22 protein-coding genes are annotated in these 17251 nt (G+C 67.1%); 21 read left to right on the top strand and 1 reads right to left on the bottom strand.

Annotated elements, in window-relative coordinates; translation table 11 throughout:
* Positions 1–146: 146 nt before the first annotated feature.
* The 15 genes from FE256_RS18035 (at position 147) to FE256_RS03795 (ending at position 12287) form a co-directional block, all read left to right on the top strand.
* Entirely contained in the window at positions 147–665 is a 519-nt protein-coding gene (locus FE256_RS18035) for a terminase large subunit domain-containing protein (RefSeq protein WP_212743468.1), read from the top strand.
* Positions 666–675: 10 nt separating this feature from the next.
* Positions 676–2061, top strand: coding sequence for a phage portal protein (locus FE256_RS03855; RefSeq protein WP_138172955.1), 1386 nt, complete (start codon positions 676–678; stop codon positions 2059–2061).
* Positions 2042–3331: a hypothetical protein gene (locus FE256_RS03850; RefSeq protein ID WP_138172953.1), complete on the top strand. Its 1290-nt coding sequence runs from the start codon at positions 2042–2044 to the stop codon at positions 3329–3331. Before FE256_RS03855 ends, FE256_RS03850 begins: the two co-directional genes overlap by 20 nt.
* Before the next feature lie 158 nt (positions 3332–3489).
* Positions 3490–4128, top strand: a complete 639-nt coding sequence (locus tag FE256_RS03845) for a hypothetical protein (protein ID WP_138172951.1) — start codon at positions 3490–3492, stop codon at positions 4126–4128.
* 4 nt (positions 4129–4132) lie between these two features.
* Positions 4133–4522: a hypothetical protein gene (locus FE256_RS03840; protein ID WP_212743467.1), complete on the top strand. Its 390-nt coding sequence runs from the start codon at positions 4133–4135 to the stop codon at positions 4520–4522.
* A 13-nt stretch (positions 4523–4535) separates the two neighbouring features.
* Positions 4536–5552: a major capsid protein gene (locus tag FE256_RS03835; RefSeq protein WP_138172949.1), complete on the top strand. Its 1017-nt coding sequence runs from the start codon at positions 4536–4538 to the stop codon at positions 5550–5552.
* Between the two features lie 72 nt (positions 5553–5624).
* Positions 5625–5987, top strand: a complete 363-nt coding sequence (locus tag FE256_RS03830; protein ID WP_138172947.1) for a hypothetical protein — start codon at positions 5625–5627, stop codon at positions 5985–5987.
* Positions 5988–5989: 2 nt separating this feature from the next.
* On the top strand, positions 5990–6400 hold the full coding sequence (locus tag FE256_RS18030; protein ID WP_171024173.1) for a hypothetical protein: 411 nt from the start codon (positions 5990–5992) through the stop codon (positions 6398–6400).
* Complete coding sequence (locus FE256_RS03825) at positions 6400–6792, top strand: DUF6093 family protein (protein ID WP_138172945.1); 393 nt, start codon at positions 6400–6402, stop codon at positions 6790–6792. Before FE256_RS18030 ends, FE256_RS03825 begins: the two co-directional genes overlap by 1 nt.
* Positions 6789–7184, top strand: a complete 396-nt coding sequence (locus tag FE256_RS03820) for a hypothetical protein (protein ID WP_138172943.1) — start codon at positions 6789–6791, stop codon at positions 7182–7184. Before FE256_RS03825 ends, FE256_RS03820 begins: the two co-directional genes overlap by 4 nt.
* The gene (locus FE256_RS03815; protein WP_138172941.1) at positions 7184–7597 is read left to right on the top strand and encodes a hypothetical protein; all 414 of its coding nucleotides are present in this window, start codon (positions 7184–7186) and stop codon (positions 7595–7597) included. The genes FE256_RS03820 and FE256_RS03815 overlap by 1 nt, the downstream gene beginning before the upstream one ends.
* 75 nt (positions 7598–7672) lie before the next feature.
* The gene (locus FE256_RS03810) at positions 7673–8185 is read left to right on the top strand and encodes a phage tail tube protein (protein WP_138172939.1); all 513 of its coding nucleotides are present in this window, start codon (positions 7673–7675) and stop codon (positions 8183–8185) included.
* A gap of 74 nt (positions 8186–8259) precedes the next feature.
* Positions 8260–8853, top strand: a complete 594-nt coding sequence (locus tag FE256_RS03805) for a hypothetical protein (RefSeq protein ID WP_138172937.1) — start codon at positions 8260–8262, stop codon at positions 8851–8853.
* 98 nt (positions 8854–8951) lie between these two features.
* A complete protein-coding gene (locus FE256_RS03800) occupies positions 8952–9233 on the top strand; it encodes a hypothetical protein (protein WP_138172935.1) in 282 nt (93 codons plus the stop codon).
* A gap of 39 nt (positions 9234–9272) precedes the next feature.
* The gene (locus tag FE256_RS03795; RefSeq protein WP_138172933.1) at positions 9273–12287 is read left to right on the top strand and encodes a phage tail tape measure protein; all 3015 of its coding nucleotides are present in this window, start codon (positions 9273–9275) and stop codon (positions 12285–12287) included.
* Positions 12288–12290: 3 nt separating this feature from the next.
* Here FE256_RS03795 and FE256_RS03790 read toward each other — a convergent pair whose 3' ends face one another.
* Positions 12291–12482, bottom strand: coding sequence for a hypothetical protein (locus FE256_RS03790; RefSeq protein WP_138172931.1), 192 nt, complete (start codon positions 12480–12482; stop codon positions 12291–12293).
* Between the two features lie 54 nt (positions 12483–12536).
* Here FE256_RS03790 and FE256_RS03785 point away from each other — a divergent pair, with 54 nt between their 5' ends.
* Genes FE256_RS03785 through FE256_RS03760 form a run of 6 tightly spaced genes read left to right on the top strand, consistent with a single transcriptional unit; the run spans position 12537 to position 17249 of the window.
* Positions 12537–13367, top strand: a complete 831-nt coding sequence (locus tag FE256_RS03785) for a phage tail family protein (protein ID WP_138172929.1) — start codon at positions 12537–12539, stop codon at positions 13365–13367.
* Positions 13358–14581 (top strand): hypothetical protein, encoded by a 1224-nt coding sequence (locus FE256_RS03780; protein ID WP_138172927.1) that lies wholly within the window; start codon positions 13358–13360, stop codon positions 14579–14581. The genes FE256_RS03785 and FE256_RS03780 overlap by 10 nt, the downstream gene beginning before the upstream one ends.
* A complete protein-coding gene (locus FE256_RS03775; RefSeq protein WP_138172925.1) occupies positions 14581–15003 on the top strand; it encodes an ABC transporter C-terminal domain-containing protein in 423 nt (140 codons plus the stop codon). The genes FE256_RS03780 and FE256_RS03775 overlap by 1 nt, the downstream gene beginning before the upstream one ends.
* An 8-nt stretch (positions 15004–15011) precedes the next feature.
* Positions 15012–16004, top strand: coding sequence for a hypothetical protein (locus tag FE256_RS03770; RefSeq protein ID WP_138172923.1), 993 nt, complete (start codon positions 15012–15014; stop codon positions 16002–16004).
* Positions 16005–16029: 25 nt separating this feature from the next.
* Complete coding sequence (locus FE256_RS03765) at positions 16030–16830, top strand: M15 family metallopeptidase domain-containing protein (RefSeq protein WP_138172920.1); 801 nt, start codon at positions 16030–16032, stop codon at positions 16828–16830.
* Positions 16830–17249: a hypothetical protein gene (locus FE256_RS03760; RefSeq protein ID WP_138172918.1), complete on the top strand. Its 420-nt coding sequence runs from the start codon at positions 16830–16832 to the stop codon at positions 17247–17249. Before FE256_RS03765 ends, FE256_RS03760 begins: the two co-directional genes overlap by 1 nt.
* The last annotated feature ends 2 nt before the right edge of the window (positions 17250–17251 follow it).

Genomic DNA, 17251 nt, shown 5'->3' with positions numbered 1-17251 from the left:
GCCCCTGCGGGCAGGTGAGGAGGTTCCCGATGCAGGCGACGAAGCGACCGTGGTTGCCGAACCCGCCGGATGGCACTGCCATCTGCATCGGGTTCTAGTTGGACGGCAGCATCAACAACGACTGGACCGGAATCCGTGCCCAGACAATGACCGGGTTCGCTTTCACACCTCGTGTCGGTCCCGACCGCGACCGACCGTCGTTCTGGAACCCCAGAGAGCACGGCGACAGAATCCCTCACAGCGATGTCGACGCGGCCGTTGACGAGCTGTTCGACCGGTTCACGGTGGTGCGGATGTACTGCGACCCGGAGGACTGGAATACCGACATCGAGACGTGGGCGTTGCGTCACGGTGATGAGCACGTGATCGAGTGGCCCACCAACTCGGTGAGTCGCATGTACGACGAGATCCGCCGGTTCGAGGCGGACCTGGCGAACGGGCGCATCACGAACGACGGGTGCCCCACCACGGAGTTGCACATGGGCAACGCGAAGAAGGTCGCGAAGCCCGGTCAGAAGTACATCCTCGGGAAGCCGAACGAGACCCAGAAGATCGACCTCGCGATGTGCTCGATCCTCGCGAACGCTGCGGTGCGTGACTCGCTCGCCGCTGGCTGGTCGCCCCCGAAACCGAGAGCGAAGGTGCGCGTCTGGCGCAGCAGATAGGAGAGCTGCCGTGACGGAACTCGACGAGGCGCTGCGGCTGTCCCGCGCGATCAGCCGGCAGAAGCCGATGCTCGAGAAGAACGACCTGTACTTCGAGGGTGAGCAGCCGTTGAAGTTCCTCGCCCCGGTGTTGCAGCAGGAGCTCGGCTACCGTCTGTCGCCGATCGTGCTGAACCTGGCACTGTTCGCCGTCGACGTGTACGACAACCGGCTCGACGTTGAGGGGTTCCGTATCGGCCGCGGTGCAGAGGCGGACGACGATCTGTGGGACGTGTGGCAGGAGAACGACGGCCCGGATCTGTCGCAGCAGGGTCACCGGGAGAGCCTCGCTCTGGGGCGCGCGTACGCCACTGTGGGGCCGGGTGAGGCCGCGGATGACGTGCCGGTGATCACGCTCGAGTCCGCGTTCGACGCGATCCATGAGGACGACCCGAAGACGAAGCGTGTGAAGCACGGCGTGAAGCGGTGGACGGACCTCGACAAGACCCGGTGGATGACGTTCCACCACCAGAACGGGTGGGTCACCTGGCGGTTCCAGCAGGGCCGTGGGTGGGTCGAGGATGACCGTGAGGACGACAACGGGAACAACCTGTGCTCGCTCGTCCCACTGATGAACGACCCGCGGATCCTGGGTCGTAACCGGCCGGGGAAGTTCGACCAGCGGCTCGGCCGGTCGGTGTTCCACCCGATCGTCAGCCCTCTGGACGCGCTGAACAAGCTCGCCTCGGACATGATGGTGTCCGCCGAGTTTCATGCCCTGCCGCGGCGCTTCGCGACGGGGCTCAAGGAGGAAGACTTCACCGACGAGGCCGGTCAGGCGCTCAACACGTACTCGATGATCGCCGGCCGCATGTGGTCGACGGAGAACGACAAGGCCACGTTCGGGCAGTTCCCTGAGGCGTCGCTGTCGAACTTCCACGAGTCGATCAAGCTGCTGATGCAGATCGTCGCGATGCAGCTCGGTATCCCTGCGGACTACCTGCTGTTCAAGGGTGACAATCCGCCCTCGGCGGACGCGATCCGTGCGTCGGAGGCGCAGCTGGTGAAGCGTGCGGAGCGGAAGCAGCGGACCCTGTCGACCCGGTGGGAGCAAGTGCAGCGTCTCGTACTCCTGAACATGGGCCGCGACGACGACGCCCGGCCGAAGCAGATCGAGACGATCTGGCGTGACCCGTCGACCCCGACTGTCGCACAGAAGGCCGACGCGATCATGAAGCTCGTCACGACGAAGGACACCACGGGCCGTTCGATCCTCCCGATCGAGCAGGCGCGGAAGGACCTCGGGTACACGGACATCGAGCAGGGCCGCATGCGTGACTGGGACGAGAACGTGACCCTGGATCCGCAGATCGCGGCCGCGGGAAGGCCGATCGAGGATGCTTCAAGCGGCAGTTGACCAGTACCGCGAGCAGCAGGCGCTCTCCGTCGCAGCGGCGTCGGACGTCGGCCGGCAGTGGTCGCGGATGGGTGACGACTTCGACGCGTCGTGGGACAGGGTGAAGCCCCGGGTCTTGTCGACGTTGGAAGGCGCTCGAGCGGATGCCGTGGGCGTCGCCGTCGGCTACACGGCGGCGGTGCTCGCGGAGACGAACCAGGCCGACAGCCCGGTGGGGGAACTCGACCCGGCGGCGTTCCTGTCGTCGGCCCCTGACGGTCGATCGATGAGCACGCTGCTCGATGAGGCGGTCATCACGACGAAGGTCGCGGTCAGCCGGGGCGCGGCAGCTGCAGACGCGCTGCAGGTCGGGCGCCGGTGGCTCACGATGACGTCGCTGACGGTCATGGCCGACACACGCCGCGAGGTGTACGCCGCCGACATCGTCCAACGCCCAGACATCACCGGGTACGTGCGGGTCCTGAACCCGCCGTCATGTCGGCGGTGCGTGATCCTCGCGGGCCGCTGGTACCGCTGGAATCAAGGGTTCCAGAGGCATCCTCGGTGCGACTGCTTCCATGCGCCTGGTGCCGAGAATGTCGTCGGAGATGAGCGCACAGACCCGTACGCGACGTTCCAGGCGATGACGAAGCAGCAGCAGGAGAAGGTGTTCGGTCGCAGCGAAGCGCGAGCCATCCGGGACGGTGCCGACATCTACCGTGTCGTGAACGTCTCGCAGCGTGGCCTCGCTACTGCTGTGGGCGCGCGACGGTACGGGGCGCCTTCCCGGCTGACGGTGGATGACATCTACCGGCGGGCTGGGACTCGGACGAACGCGATCCGGCTGATGCGTCAGGAGGGGTACATCCTCGACCGTGGACAGACTGCGGTATCGCTGGCTCCTGGGGTCCGCACCGATCGGCAGATCATCGCGGCCGGCCGGGGACGGGGGACAGTCACGATCGGCGGGCGCACGGTCGTGACGAACCGTGCAGCGCGTTTCGACGCTGCGGCGACCGGTCAGCGCGACCCATTGAACAGGGCCACGATGACCGCGGCGGAGCGGCGCCTGTACGACGCGAACTACCGGCTCCAGTACGCCCGAACGACCGGGAACGTCCCCCGCGGTGTCGGGCTCAGCAGCGCCGACGTGTACGCGTCACCACTTCCGGCATCTGCGGCGAAGGTCGCGGAGCTGGAGCGTGATCTGGCCCGCGAACTGCGGCGGCTGGGGGAGCGCGGCACACCCGAGTCTGTGCGCCGTCTGGCGCGGGAACTCGGACTCATCTGACAGGGCGGCGTCCGCCGGCATCTTCCCCGGTCTACGGGCGCCGCCCCCACACACTTCCCACCGTCTCGGTGGAGGCGCTACGCGAGCGTGTCGCGGCACGGCCGACGGGCCATAAACGGCGGCCGACGGGCCCGATAAACGGAAGGTCACAACCCACCATGAAGCGCAACGCATTCGGCCAGCTCATCCGCAGCCCCTACCTCCGCTTCGTCGCCGACGATGACGAGAAGGGCGGCGGCAAGGAGTTCAAGGCACCGGCATCGCAGGAGGAACTCGACCGCATCGTGTCCGACCGGGCACGCCGCGCCGAGCAGAAGGCCCGCGAGGAAGAGCGCGCGAAGTACTCCGACTACGACGACCTGAAGAGCGACGCGGAGAAGTTCCGTGCCGTGACGCAGCCGAAGCCGAAGGACGACGACGGCAAGCCGGCGCCGCTCTCGCAGGAGGACGTCGACAAGCGCATCGAGGAGGCCCGCGCAGCGGATCGCCTCGAGCTCGCTTTGGAGCGCGTCGGCGACCAGCTCGACAAGGCGCTCGAAGGGCGCACCGTGCCCGCCTCGAAGCTCTTCGCGCTCGACCGCAAGAGCCTCGTCAGCGAGGACGGCAAGAACGTCGACGCGGAAGCGCTGAAGAAGTGGGTCGACGACAACTCGACCGCCGTCGAGCCCGCGAAGCCGGGGCGCCGCCCCATTCCCGGACAGGGCGACCGCGACACCAACGCGACCGGCGGCAGCGTCCAGTCGGGACGTGACCTCTACGACGAGAAGCACTCCAAGAACAAGTCTGGAAAGGACTGACATCATGCCCAAGCTCCGCCAGGAGACGCTCGGCACGGGAGACATGTCGTGGCTCGACTCCGACCACGGCATCCGTAACGGCCGGACCGAGATCCTCGACATCTCGGCCTTCACCAAGAGTACGCACTACCCGGACGGCTACATCCGCTCCGGCACTCCGGTCGCCCTCGTCGGCGGCCTCCTCGTTCCCTACGACGTCACCGCCGGCACGACCACCGGCGCGGGCGTCCTCGAGGGACACATCCTCACCGACCAGAGCGTCGTCGACGACAAGGACTTCGGTGTCCCGCTGTTCGATCACGGTCGCGTGAAGGTCTCGAAGATCGCCGCCTTCTACGCGAACTTCGCCAAGCCCGCCACCGCGAAGCTCGCTTCGCTGATCAAGTACGTCTGAGAGGAGACAGATCATGCCCCTGTGGACTGACATCGTCGACCCGGCCACCCTCACCGGCTACGTGCGCGCCTCCCTCTCGGAGTACGAGCGCAACCGTGCCACCCTCGCCCAATACCTGCCGAACCGTGAGGTCGCCGACATCGTCGTGCGGTTCTTCGCCGGTGAGGCGGGACTGGTGGAGGAGGCGCTGTTCCGCGCCTTCGACGCCGAGATCAAGCCCGGCGCGCGCCCCGCGCGCAAGCGCACCATCCTCGAGCTTGCCGCAGTCGGCCAGGAGATCGCGATCTCCGAGTACGAGCAGCTCCGCACCCGGAACGCCCCGGACGCGCAGATCGAGGCATCCATCCTCGCCACGGCGCGCCGCGTCGTGCAGGCCGTCGCCGACCGGGTCGAGCGCCTCCGCGGCATCGTCCTCGCCACCGGCAAGGCCACGATCCCCGAGATCGGCGCCGACGACACCTTCGGTCGCAAGACCGAGCACGACGTCACCGCGACCAGCCTGTGGTCCGCGAGCAACGTCGACCGCCTCGCGTACCTGCAGGCGCTGCGCGACATCTACCTGGACACCAACGGTGTTGAGCCCGGCTCGATGCTGATGTCCTCGAAGGTGTTCACCGCCCTGTCGGCCGGCGACCAGTTCCGCGTGCAGCTCAACAACGGCGCCTCTCGCGCATCGACCGAGACCGACGTGCGTGACATCGTCACCGGCGCCGGCCTCCCGCCGATCGTGAAGTACGACCGCCGCACGAAGTCGGGGAAGGTCCTCGACGACACGAAGCTGCTGCTCCTGCCCGCGCCGGTCGACACCGACGCGTGGGAGGACACCGAGCTCGGAGCGACGTTCTGGGGTCAGACCCTGACGTCGACGGACGAGCGGTACGGCATCGAGGAATCGGAGCAGCCGGGCATCGTGGCCGGCACGTACCGCGGCGAGAAGCCACCGATGATCGCCGAGGTCATCTCGGACGCGATCGCCCTTCCCGTGCTCGCGAACGCGAACCTGAGCCTCGCGGCCAAGGTCCTCGCGTAACCCATCACAGAACTGGCGGGGCCCGGCGCGCAATGCGTTCGGGCCCCGCTCGCGCGAAAGGACTACAACGACATGGCCAAAATCCGAGACGACCTCGAAGGGATCGCCCTCACCGAGACGGGTCTGATCCTCCGAGCGGGCGACAAGATCCCCAAGGGCGTGAAGGTTGGCGACCACCTCCTCGCCGAGAAGAACGCCGATGATGTCTACGCCGACGAGGGAAAGGAAGACGGCGCAGGAAGCGACACCGGCTCATCTGGCGCGTCCGAGCCGTCTCTGCCCCCTCGTGGCGGTGCAGGGTCCGGTGCGGGCGCCTGGCGGGCGTATGGCGTCGCAGCCGCCAAGGCGAAGGGGCTCGAGATCGACATCCCCGCCGACGCGACGAAGACCGACATCATCGAGGCGCTGAAGAGCGTCGACATCCCGGTGGAGTGACGATGGCGTGGCCGAACGTCACCGCGGACGACATCGCGGATCGGTGGCGACCGCTCACCGCCGCGGAGGCCGTAGTGGCGGCGGCTCGCATCGAAGACGCGGGGGCGCAGCTCCGGACAGCGCTGCGCCTCCGCGGCATCCACCAGCCGCCCACCTTCGCGACTGCCGAGGAATTCGCGGACTGGGAGCGGCGGTACGTCTCCACGATCGCCGACGTCGTCGCACGGTTCCTCAAGAACACCGATGGGTGGGCTGAGGAGCGGGAGCAGATCGACGACTGGTCCCTCACCCGCCGCCGTGCCCGCGAGTCGGAGGAGGGTGTCCTGTTCATCAGCGACTCGGAGGCTGACGCGCTCGTCCCGCTCGTGAAGCGCCGCACGGGGGCGTTCACGATCCGGTTGGGGCAGAGCTGATGGCGTACGACCCGACCGTGCTTCAGCGTGGCCGTGAGCGCGCGGAGCAGCGGATGACGGAGACGATCGTCGCCGGTACTTGGGCGATGCGCACGGTCGCTGGGAAGGCGACACGCGTGCTGGTGACCGAGAAGTACTCGGGCTCCGCCCGCGTCGCCAACGGGGCGAGCCGCGCGGTCTCCGACCGTGACTCCGCGAGCCAGGCCGTCGCCACACAGGACCTCCGCGTCGACCTTCCCGTGGCCGCGCCGATGCTGACCGACGGGGATGAGATCGATGTCACCGGGTCGACCTCGGACCAGTCCCTCGTCGGCCTCACGTTCGAGGTGACCGGCATCCCGGACATGGGGCAGGTGACTGCCCACCGATACCCCGTGAAGGAGCAGACGTGAGCGTGTCATTCGACTTCACCGACCTGAACGGTCTCATTGCCGACATGGGCGACGTGCCACGGCACCTCCACAGCAACGTCCGCAAGGCGGTGCAGGTGTCCGCGCAAGACGTCCGCGACGACATGCGCGCAGTGTCACGGGCGTCGTCCGGCCGCCACGCGCGCGGCTACCCCGCGTCCATGAGCTACGACATCGAGAAGACCGGTGACGGCGTAATGGCCGAGATCGGTCCGGACCCGACCAAGGGGCAGGGCGCGCTCGGCTTCCTTGAAGAGGGTGTCGCAGAGCGTGGTACGTCCCCGCAGCACGCGGCTCGCCTGGCCGCGAAAGCGAACCAGGACGGGTTCATCCGCGGCATCCTCATGGCCGGCGTTGACGCGGCGGACGTCTGATGCTCCGCCAACACATCGAAGCCGCGAAGTCCCTCGCCGCCGGGCACGAATACATCGACTCGAGTGACATCTTCGAGGTGTTTCGCGACAGTGGCGCCACGGCCGTCTCCGGGAACTACCTCGTGCTGACGGTCACCATCCGCGGGTACGCCGGGGAACGGAACACCTCACCGGAGGACGTCGCAGGCGATTACAGCGTCGAGTTCCAGTGGCGGGTCGTCACCGTCGACGCGGGCGGTCTCGTCGACCTCGTCGATGCGCTGCGCACCCAGTTCGTCGGCCAGCGGCTCGAGGTCGCCGGGCGCGCGTGCACCCCGTTCACGAGCGACATGGACGACGCCCGCTACGACTCGAACGTTCGCCTGTTCTACCAGGACATCTACTTCGACACCGTCAGCAGCCGCGCTGCCTGATCACCCACTGACCCCCTCGGCCTCCCCGAGGGTCAACCGAAACCCCCGGTTGCCGGGGAGACGAAAGGAGAGCTCATGGCCGACGCGCCTGAAGCATTCGGCGGACCTCCCGCCGTGGACCAGACCGGGAACCTCACCATCTGGGCCATCCCCGCCGCCACTGCGGGGGTCAACCTCGACGCCATCACCGCCGCCAACTTGGCCGCGACGAGCGCGAAGCGGATCACCTACTCGTTCATGCAGGGCGGGTGGAACCCCAACCCGTCGCAGGGCAAGAACGCCGACACCCGCCTCACGTCGCCGCAGTCGCGTCAGTCCCTGCAGGCCGTGACACAGGAAGTCCCGGACCTGTCGTACGTGGACTCCACGGACGCCGGGTCCGCGTCGGTCATCCTCACCCCGGGCGACTGGATCTTCGTCGAGCGCCGCAACGTCCCGCAGAAGACCCTGGCCGCCGCGTCGCAGAAGGTCCGCGCATACTCGCTGACCCTCGGCGCTCAGCTCCCCGGTCCCATCCAGGACGGCAAGTTCACGATGAAGCAGGCCGCGGCCGTGAACTACATCTCGGCCGAGCACGCCCTGACGTGACACAACCCCGTGGGGGCGTTCTCCGCCGGACGCCCCCACGGTCCACCCCTTCACGGCGGAGAACGGCGGACACCATGAACTTCGACGAACTCCTCACCCGATCCGAACAACGCCCCCGCGCGTTCAAGGACGTCCACGTCTGCCTCGACGGCGACATCGCGGAGCGCATCAGCAGCCTCCGCGCGCAGATCACCGACTTCGCTGCCGAGGCGGCCACAGACCAGAGACTGGCATCAGGCGAGAACCCGAAGGTCACCGAGCTGAAGATGCAGATCGACGACCTGCGTGAGCGTGCGATGGAGTCTCTCGTCACGCTGCGGTTCTACCGAATCCCCGGTCACGCATGGAGCGAGCTCAGCCTCCACCACCCCGTCCGCGCCGACGTGCCCGTCGACCGCCACTACGGCTACAACATCTCCACCCTGTCTCTCGCGGCGGCGGCGTACGTCGACCAGGACACCGACACCGCGTACGGCTACCGAGTCGAAGACGACGAGGAACATCGCCTCACGCTCGAGCAGTGGGCGCGCCTGTTCGCGGTCCTCTCTGGGTCTGAGGTCACGGATGTGCAGAACGCCGTCTGGTCCCTGAACGAAGCGGAACCGGCCAGCCGCCTGGACGCACTGGTAAAAGACTTCGGGGCAGCGCGGCGCTCCGCAACGAAGTAGCTGCCGCCGTTCGCGCCGGCATCTCCCCACGGAGGTACTGGGGCTGGCAGCCCACCACGACGTACATTCACGACGAGCACGGCCGCGTCGTCTCGTCCGTGACGGAGAGCGAGTGGGACGACGAGTCCCGAGGCCTCGTGCAGGCACTCCTCATCGTCGAGCGGAACACCGGCGAGTTCGGCGAATGGCTCCCCGAAGCAACGTCGGACGACGCGGCGCCCAGCAGCTACGGCAGCGACTACGCGTACGCCGCGACGGGCCCGCACACGAACTACGCCCGCAGGGCCGCTCTTGACGCGATGGATGCGCACAAGAAGGCGTCCGGCGACGGAGCGAACCTGAACGGCGTCTACTTCGACGTCGAACGGGTCACACGGTAGGCCACTGCCCGCCGTCGACGACAGGACGGAGGTGCCATCGTGGAGCGCATCGTCAAGGTCGTCCTGTTCGCCGAGGTGAATAACTACCTCGCCAACTACGAGAAGGCCCGCCAGGCGAACCAGAAGCTCAAGGAGTCCGGCGAGGACGCCATGGCCGCGTATGAGCGGCAGCACGCGGCGATGGAGCAAGTAGGCACCAAGCTCCTCGCCGTCGGCGCGATCGCCACCGCCGCGACGGCACTATCGGTGAAGGCCGCGATCGACTGGGAGTCGGCGTGGGCCGGCGTTACGAAGACCGTCGACGGGAACGCCGAGGAGATGGGCGCGCTCGAGGAGCAGCTCCGCTCGCTGACCGGCGTTCTCCCCGCCACCCATGAGGAGATCGCGGGAGTCGCGGAAGCTGCGGGTCAGCTCGGCGTGAAGCGTCAGGACATCGCCTCGTTCACGAAGACGATGATCGACCTGTCGGAGACGACGAATCTCTCCGCTGACGAGGCCGCCACGAGCATCGCGCAGCTGATGAACGTGATGCAGACCGCACCTGAGGACGTCGGCCGGCTCGGGGCGACCCTCGTGGCGCTCGGTAACGCGGGGGCGTCGACGGAGCGCGACATCGTCCAGATGGCGCAGCGCATCTCCGGCTCCGGCAAGCTGGTCGGTGCTACCGAAGGTGAAGTCCTCGGTCTCGCGAACGCCCTCGCCTCCATGGGTATCACCGCAGAGCTCGGTGGTGGCGTCGCGTCTCGGGTGCTCCAGGACCTGTACTCGGCCGTGCAGACGGGTGGTGACCAGCTCGCCGCCTTCGCGAAGGTAGCGGGCGTCACGTCGAAGGAGTTCGCGGACCAGTTCCGGAACGACCCGGTGCGCGCGCTCGACACGTTCGCGAAGGGTCTGAACGGGGTCGAGGCGTCCGGCGGGAACGTCGTGAAGACGCTCACCGACCTCGGTTTCAAGTCGACCGAGGAGCAGCGGGTGCTGCTGCAGCTCAAGGGTGCCGGGGATCTCCTCACCGACTCGCTCGACCTGCAGTCGAAGGCGTGGGAGCAGAACTCCGCGCTGACTGATGAGGCCAACAAGCGGTACGAGACGACTGAGGCGAAGCTGCAGATCGCGGCGAACGCGGCACGGGACGCTGCGATCGACTACGGGTCGGTGTTCCTCCCGGCCGTGAAGGGTGTGGCAGAAGCCGTCACCACGCTCTCGAAGGGGTTCTCTGACCTTCCCGAGGGGCTCCAGTTCGGTGTCGCGCTGCTCGGTACGGTCGCGGGTGGGGCCGCGCTGGCAGGCGGGGCGTTCCTGATCGCCGTGCCGAAGATCGCGGCCTTCAACGCCGCCCTGACCACGCTCCGCGCGTCGGAGCTACCGGGTGTCGCTCGAGCGGCAGAGGCGACAGTGAACGGCGTCAGCCGGATGCGTGGCGGTATGAGCAGCCTCGTGTCTTTCCTCGGCGGGCCATGGGGCCTTGGTCTCGCGGCTGGCGCTGTCGGCGTCGCCGCGTTGCAGCAGGCTCTCGACAAACTGAAGGCCACATCCGCAGAGTACGAGAACGTCATCCGCAACGCCACCAGCCCGGCGGAGCTGTTCGCCGTTTCGGACAAGGGGACGCCAATCTCGTTCCTGTCGGGAGCGATCAAGGACGCCGATACGTTCAAGGCGAAGCTAGACATCATCGCCCGTAACCCCTTCCTCAAGGGGTTCGACATCGAGGCTCAGCAGCTCGATGCGAACCTCGGGCGACTAGGCGAGCAGCTTGGACGCCTGGCCGCGACGGATCTTCCAGCTGCTCAGGATGGTTTCCGTGTCCTGGCGGATGGGTTCAATCTCACCGACCAGGAGCAGAAGGACCTACTCGACCGGATGCCGGAGTTCCGCGACGCGCTGATCGCTCAGGCGAACAGCACCGGCGTGCAGGTCGAGGGGCTCGACGCCTCCGCGAAGTCCACGAAGCTGCTTGAGATCGCTCAGGGTGACGTGGCCACGGCTACGCAGGAAGCAACGGATGCCCAGAAGGCATTCTTCGAGGCGCTAGCTGGCGGTGACGAGCGGTTTATCGGTTTCGGTGACGCACTCACCGCGATGCAGGATAAGCAGCGCGAGTGGGCGGAAGACACCGCGGCTAAGACCGAAGACTCGGGTGATTCGTGGGAGGACTACTACGACGGTTTCTCCGTCAACCTGGCTGATTACATAACCGAACTGCAGAAGCAGATCGATGCGCAGACAGAGTGGGAAAAGAACATGATCCTGCTCTCCGGGCGCGTATCGGAAGGTGTCCTCTCTGAGCTGGCATCTCTCGGCCCGGAAGGTGCTCCTCTCGTCGCGGAGCTGGTCAATGCCAGCGACGAACAGCTGGCCGTGATGGAGAAAGCATTCGGCGAGCGGTCGAAGAGCGGTACGGATGCTTTCACGAGCGCCCTAACGAATGCGTCACCGATTGTGGCGGCGGCGGCCGCGCAACTGGGACAGGGTGCTGCGTCTGAGATCGCTGGCAAGTTGGCCAGCGGTCAGGCCACGGTCGAGCAGATCATGAGGGAGTACAAGCTCCGCATCGAGAACGTCACGCCGTACCTGAAGGTGGACACCTCGGGAGTGAATGCTCAGCTCACCGCGATCTACAACCAGTGGAACGGCACGACCATCCGCCTGAACACGGTCACGGACTCGCTCGATCCCACGAGCATCCGACCCGGCCGTGCGATGGGTGGCATCATTCCGGGCCCGCCGTCTGACCGCGACAACGTCGTGTACGCACTCGCCACTGGCGAGTTCGTCACTCGCTCGCGTGAGGTTGCGAAGCCTCGCAATCGGGCGTGGCTGGAGCACATGAATGCTGGCGGGGAGATGCCCCCGATCAAGGGGTATGCGAACGGTGGCTACGTGGATCGAAGCCCGCAGTACATGAGTTCCTACGTCTCCGCGAGTCCTGTCTCCGCGCCGGTCGTGCAGGAGCAGAGACCGATCGACCTGAAGATCTACCCGCAGCCGGGGATGTCGGAGGCTGAGGTCGGGCGGATCGCGGGTGAACGAATCTCCTTCGCGATGCGATCGGCCTGAGGGTCACGGGGCGGGTGGTGCGCTGCCATCTGTGGTGGGTGGCACGTCCCGCCCCGTCTCCTCTCGCCAGCGCGCGTAGTTCTTCATCCCGTCCGATACGGCCCCTCGGACGATGAAGTACAGCGCCAGGAGGGAAATGGCGACGATGAGCGCCGTGACGACGAGCCCCGTGGATGCAGCGGCAGATGAGTACATGTGGCAGAACGTAGCAGCCAATGCCGGGCTCTATCCCGCACGAAGGAGTCCGTGATGGTGAGAGTGCACGTAGGCGGTCTGACGCTCGATGGGACAGATGGCCCGGCAACGTACACGATCAGCGAGGACGGGCTCACCGGGTGGTGGGCGGGCGTTGCGACACGTCTGCCCACCATCGAGCGCCCTCAGCAGCACGGCGAGTTCCCGAAGGACGGTCTTCTGGGGGCACGCACGATCACGGTCGAGGGTGTCATCCACACAGAGGATGGCCTGGATCAGGCCGAACGCATGAACGCCCTGTCTTCGGTCTTGGCCGGCGGGGAGGGCGGGCTCCTGACCGTGGAGGAGCCGGCCGGCGTCAAGTGGGCGATGGTGCGACGTGTCGGCGAGCCCGACGTTCGCATCTTGGTCTACGGGAAGACCGCGGTCTATCAGGTGCGTTTCCGCGCGGCCGATCCCCGCCGGTATTCGACGGGGGAGTGGGTGGAGACGGGCCCGCCGTCTGCCGGTCAGGGTGTCGTTTGGCCGGTGGTCTGGACGGCGGTCTGGCCCGGTGGTGGTTCGAGCGGGCGTGTGCTGCTCCCCAACGATGGGAAAGCGCCGTCGTCGCCGTCGTTCGTGCTGTCGGGTGGGTTCTCGTCCGCGCTGGTCACGTGCGTGGAGACGGGCGCCCGGTTCGGGTTCGAACGTCCCATCCCCGCCGGCCAGTCGGTCGTGATCGAGAAAGGTCGGGCGACGCTCGGCGGTCAGGACGTGTCCCGGTGGTTGCGGTTCCGTGAGTGGACGAGCATCCCGGGCGGGTTCTCGCGGACGTTCCAGTTCGACGTGACTGACCCGGTCGGGTCTCCGATGATGGCGGGGAAGGTGGATCACGCATGGTGGTGACCCGGTTCTTCGTCTTCGAGACCCGTGGGGGTGCGCTGCTCGAGGAAGTCGAGCCCGACGAGCACGATTGGCAGGAGCAGTCGAACACCGCCGAGACCGTCAACGTCCACTTCGTTGATGGGATCCGCGGGTGGCGGAACCTGTTCACCCCGTGGAAGCACTCGATCGCGGTGGATGCCGGAGGGCACCTGCTGGGCGGGCCGATCCTGCCGCAGGATTTCGACCGTGACCGGAGCTCGCTCAAGGTCACCGCGCGCGGGTTCCGGCACATGCTCGCTGGTGTGCCGGTGCTCCCGCCGCCGCCGGGTCTTCTGGGTGCTGCGGCGCCGGACTGGCTCGCGCCTGAGGGGAAACCTGCCGAGGGGTTCGACACGGTCATCGAGGGTGTGGATCACGGGACGATCGGGAAGCGGCTGGTGCAGCAGGCGTGCCTGTGGCCCGGGTGGACGGACATCCCGATCGAGTTCCACCCCGACCGGCCTGGCATCCGCCAGCAGTCGTACACGGCTGTTGAGCGGAAGAAAGTCGGTGCCGCGCTCACTGACCTGTCGAACCAGGAGAACGGCCCAGACATCCGTGTGCGGCTTGTCCGCACTGGTTCGGATTCGTTCGGGTGGGTGTACGAGTCGGGCACGGAGGATCGCCCGCGTCTGCAGGGTGAGGTGCCGTTGACGTGGGAGCCGAACGACGTCACCGGTGTGGGGGTGCAGCTCGACCCGTCCCGCATGGGGTCGGTGTCGTGGGCGGCCGCGGGGCGTTCGTCGGACACGACGCTGCTGCGGATGCTGTACGACCCGTACCTTGTCGACCGGGGGTTCCCGCTGCTGCATCTGGATGCTGACGTGTCGACGACGGCGAAGGACACGGGCACGTTGGACTCCGCGAACGTGGAGGCTCTGCGGACGGCGCGTAAGCCGTGGGAGTTCTGGTCGTTCGACGCGTCGGGGGATCAGTCCCCGTTTCCGTACGAGTACGGGTGCGGCGACATGGCGGAGCTGTTCCTGTCGGAGCGGCAGCAGATCAAGCTCGGCCTCCTCACCGGCCCGGGGACGCTCACTGGCCCGGGTGTGGTGACCGGGGACACGACCCTCGACCCGATCTACGACTACCTGCCTCCCGGCTCGTACAAGCGGCGGATCGTGGGCCTCTCGGGTTCGTCCCGGTCGGACTTCATCCAGGTGACCTGTGGGGCCACGTACGACGAGGAGGGTTGATGGCTGACCCGTCCCCTCCCCGCACAGACCTCGAGGGTCTCGCGGACGAGATCGCCCGTCTCCGCGCGGCGGTCAAGGAGCTGCAGTCCCCGACGGGCACGCAGCAGTACAACGCTGTCTCGGCGCTGCAGGCCGCGGTGACGGTCATCGCGGAGCAGCAGGCGCAGCTCACCGCACAGCAGGAACAGCTCACGATCCTTGTCAGCGACCTGGACCAGCGGATCACCGACTTCATCAACGAGAACATCGACGACATCGTCGCCGCGCAGGTGGCGGCGGCTCTCGCCGGGCCGGACGTCACGATCGGCCAGACCGGCGGTGTGGTGCGTATGCCTTCCATCCTCACGACGAACCTGTCGTCCGCTTCGGGCCGCGTTGTCACGTGGACCGCGGGCGACGGTCGCATCGGTAACACCGCCTAGGAGGCGTCATGCTCACCCCTTCCCTTCCCACCGAGGCGCCCGCTGGACTGTCCGCTGCTGCGTGGCGTCGCATCCAGGCGGGCATGGCCGTCCGTTCCGCCGCCGGGGTGTCCCGTGTGGGGGTGGTGCCGTTCTCGACGGACCCGATCGTCACCGGCACCGCCGACCTGGGCATGACGTACCAGATCGCGCCGTTCGTCGCGGTGACCGCGCGGAACAGTGCCGGTGTGGAGTGGGTCGCGAACGACGCGATCACCACCGTCGCGACGACCGCGGCGCCGGGATCGAATTCCCGGATCGACGTGATCTGGGTGCGGTGCCTGTTCCCTCTCGCGAGTGACACGGGCACGGCGCCGCTGTTCGGGGTGACGCAGGGGGTCGCGAACGCGTCCCCGTCGAAGCCTTCGATCCCGGCCGGCGCGCTCGAGCTGGCCACTGCGGTGGTCACGTCCGGCGACCTGACGACGCAGACGGTCGTGATCACGCAGACGGCACCGTTCACCGCGATGGCGGGTGGCACGGTGTGGCTGAGGAATCAGGCAGAGATGGACGCGTGGACGCCGGCTGACGGTGCGACTGCGTACCGTCTTGACCTCGACGTCCTCGCGGTGCGGGAGAACGGCATCTGGGCGTTCGAGGAGACCCGGACGGTGCCGTACGCGGAGTCGTTCTACGCAGACCACGGGTTGTACGAGTCGCTGCGGCTCCGCCGTCGAGGCACCCGCGGAGGACTTCGGGGCGCGTTCACGACGACGTCGTTGACGAACTTCTCGGCGACGACCTTGTACACGGTCGGCAACGTTCCGGTGGGGTGGCGGCCGGCGGCTGGGTCGGACGGTTTCTGTCCGATCGTGTTCTCCGGGACTACGACGGTGTGGGGGTGGGCGCGAGTCACCTCGGCTGGCTTGTTCCAGATCTGGTTGTCGTCGGCGGCGGCGTCGAATTCTGGTGCGGACGGGATGGTCGTGCTCGTGGACATGGAGTGGACCCGCGCGGTCTAACTGACCGAGGGAGAGGAAACCTGCCATGGCATGGAAGAACGGGGACATCCCCGAGAGTGATCTGGTCATCTTCCGCCGAGGGTGGAACAGCATCGACGGTGACTGGTTCTGGGGTCTCACCCCCGGCACGTACGCCCGGCACCTGGCGCTGTTGCAGCGCGCGTTCGACCGGACGGGACGGTGGCTGGAACCTTCGGATGGGTGGTCGTGTTACCGACCGTACGCGGCTCAGGTGATCGCCCGACGCATCTGGGGCATCGGCGCAGCCACACCGCGCACTTCGTCGCACGGCGGATTCTGGGAGGGCATCGAGACCCTCGCGGTCGACTATGGCAACTGGGCGTGGGTGTACGAGAAGCACGGCGGTCGTGCCGCGTTCTACGAAGACTGCCGTGCTGTCGGTCTCACGCCGGGGATGATCCAGCCCGATCGGGGCTACCCGGATGAGCCGTGGCACGTCATCGACAAGAACCCTCGCAGTGGGGCACCCGCAGCTACATCGAACAACGCGACCCGTGTGGTCACGGAGGAGGAGCAGATCATGGGCGTGAAGGAAGACATCCTCAACGGTGTCCGCGACATCGTTGCTTCGGAGGTGAAGAAGGCGCTCGACGCGCGCGGCGACTACGGGAAGTACACGCTGCTGCCGCTCGCTGACGGTGATCATGGCATCTGGCTGACGAACTCGGAGACGGGGAAGCGGACACACATCGCGAACCCGTACGAGGTGTCGCTGATCCAGCGGTACTTCAACAACAACGGGTCGGATCAGATGCTCACCGCGGAGTACGACATCGTCCGCGCCTACCTGTCGCGGGTCGGATGATGGTGATCCTGCGCGCGCGGCGCGTGTGGGAGTCGATCACAGAACCCCGGCACCTGAAGGCCACGTACTTCGTGTTCTACGGGGTGGCGCTGCTGACGGGGTTCGTGACCCTCCTGCGTCCGCCGCAGTCGATCGAGGGTGCGCTTGGTGGGCCGCTGACCGCTGTGTGGGCGGGGTTCGTCATCATGGGCGCGTTCGGCGGCCTGCTGACGGTGTTCCCCGGGTGGTGGTTCGCTGAGCGACTCTCGATCGTCATGATCTGGCTGGGCGCGGCGATCTACTTCATCGTCGTCCTGTCCCTGCAGCTCTCGCAGTCCGGGTCGCGCCTCACGCAGATGGGGTGGATCGCGCTCGGCGCGGGGCTCTTCTTCGTCCGCTGGCTGCTGATCAGGAAGTACACGTTCGAGCCCCGGAGGTGAGC

Origin of the sequence: Microbacterium sp. 5K110 (assembly GCF_005774735.1) — a bacterium.
In the GTDB taxonomy this organism is placed as follows: Bacteria; Actinomycetota; Actinomycetes; order Actinomycetales; family Microbacteriaceae; genus Microbacterium.
The sequence above is the reverse complement of the archived record's forward strand: the minus strand, read 5'-3'. Positions and strand labels throughout refer to the sequence as shown.